The 1,936-nt window shown below is 61.6% G+C and carries 2 protein-coding genes; both read right to left on the minus strand.

Annotated elements, in window-relative coordinates:
- A partial coding sequence (locus H5U08_RS17195) for a CpaF family protein (protein ID WP_297035893.1) occupies positions 1-1,209 on the minus strand: 1,209 nt, incomplete at its 3' end.
- Positions 1,210-1,308: 99 nt separating this feature from the next.
- A partial coding sequence (locus H5U08_RS17200; RefSeq protein ID WP_297035895.1) for a hypothetical protein occupies positions 1,309-1,936 on the minus strand: 628 nt, incomplete at its 5' end.

Genomic DNA, 1,936 nt, shown 5'->3' on the forward strand with positions numbered 1-1,936 from the left:
CAGTTCCTGAAGTTCATAATCTCCATTAGTGAAGCCAACGATTTCGGAAATCCGCATCACCTTCCGCACACCGCCCTTCAACCTTGCCAGGTGAACGACGAGGGTGATGGCGGAAGCGATGTACTGGCGTACAATGGGCACCGGCAGTTCGAATCCCGCCATTCCCACCATCACTTCCAGACGTGAGAGGGCGTCGCGGGTGTCATTCGCGTGGATGGTGGTGAGGGATCCTTCATGCCCCGTATTCATGGCCTGGAGCATATCGAGGGCTTCCGCGCCGCGGACCTCGCCCAGGATGATTCTGTCCGGTCGCATCCGCAGGGCGTTGCGGACCAGATCGCGGGGTGTCACCTCGCCGCGGCCCTCCGCATTGGCGATGCGTGTTTCCAAACTCACCACGTGCTTTCGCTGGAGGCGTAGCTCGGCCGAGTCCTCAATCGTCACAAGACGTTCGTCTTCCGGAATAAACGCCGAGAGGTTGTTGAGAAGGGTGGTCTTTCCGGAGCCGGCTCCCCCGCTGATGAGGATGTTGATCCGTCCCTCCACAGCCGCCTGAAGGAGTGTCACCATCTCTGGGCAGATCGACCCCAGGCGGAGCAGATCGGCCATTTTGAGCCGTTCGTGCCCGAACCGGCGGATGGAGAGGACCGGTCCGCGCAGGGAAAGCGGAGGAATCACGGCATTGACGCGGGAACCGTCGGGCAGCCGGGCATCGACCATCGGGTTCTGCTCGTCGATGCGGCGTCCCACGCGAGAAACGATCCGCTGAATAATCTGGAGCAGGTGTTCCTCGTCGGCAAAGACGGTGTTCGTTTCCTGGAGCCGTCCGCACCTTTCCACGTACACTTCGTAGGGACCGTTGACGAGGATGTCGGTGACGTCCGGGTCCTGCATGTAGGGTTCAAGTGGTCCCAAACCGAACGACTCTGCCATCAGTTCGTCAATCAGGCGTTCCTCGTCGATGTTGCCGAGGAGTTCCGGTCGGCTCCGGAGGACGGCCTCTGTGAGGTTCCGCAGATGCCGACGGAGTTGCGTTTCATCCATTTTGGCCAGCCGGGAAAGGTCCAGCGACTCGATCACCTCGCGATGCAGCCGGGTTTTCAGCTTCTGGAATTCGGCTTCCCATTTCTCGCGCGCATCGGAGGTGGCGGAGACCTGGCCACGGCCATTCCCGGGTGTGTCGCTCTGTCGGTAAAACAGGTTCATCATGGGTTGGTTTCCACTCTCTTCAGCATGCCCTGGTGTGTTCCCTCATGCGTCGATCGCTCTGCCAAGTCAGTGCCGACAACCAAGCGCCCCGCGTCGCTGTCACGGCCTGCCGGCGGAAGCATGGGCCACCGGCAAAGTCACCACGCGACCGTAACCACCCGTTCCCGTACTTGCCTGGCCGGGGAGGACGGCTTGATGCGGAGCGGGGGTTGGCGCGGCTCCCGCGCTGGTCCGGGCCGCCTCTTTCGCCCGTTTGGCAGCACATTCTGGGCAGTCTTCATCACTGGCCTCCTGATGCGACGAGACTTTGCTGTTGAGTGCGCCCGGCGTGAACGGCCGCGGTTCCTGTCCCTGGGCAACCAGGGTGGCGTTTTCCGCCTCACGAATCTGCCAGCTTGCGAACGTCACTTCCTGAACTTCGCTGCCCCGCCAGATTTGGGCGGTCTTGGTTTCAGGTTTGGGAGTCTCGGGCTGCGGCTGAAGCGGGGAAATGCCCAAGAGGGTGTAAATATTGACCAGGTTGGAACCCTCGAGCTGGTTCGCCGCTTCCGGCTGAGGTGAGGTGGTGGCGGTCGGAATCGCCGCAACGTCGCCCGTCTCCGGATGATCCGTGGGAACAGCCGCGTCCTCCTGCTGGCTGCACAGAACCACGCTGAGTGTTCCGTACTTTTCTGCCAAAATGAGTTTGTTGGCCTGCTCGGGGGTCACCGCCACGGTAATGTTCCGG

Source organism: Thermogutta sp., from assembly GCF_014359955.1.
Lineage (GTDB): Bacteria > Planctomycetota > Planctomycetia > Pirellulales > Thermoguttaceae > Thermogutta.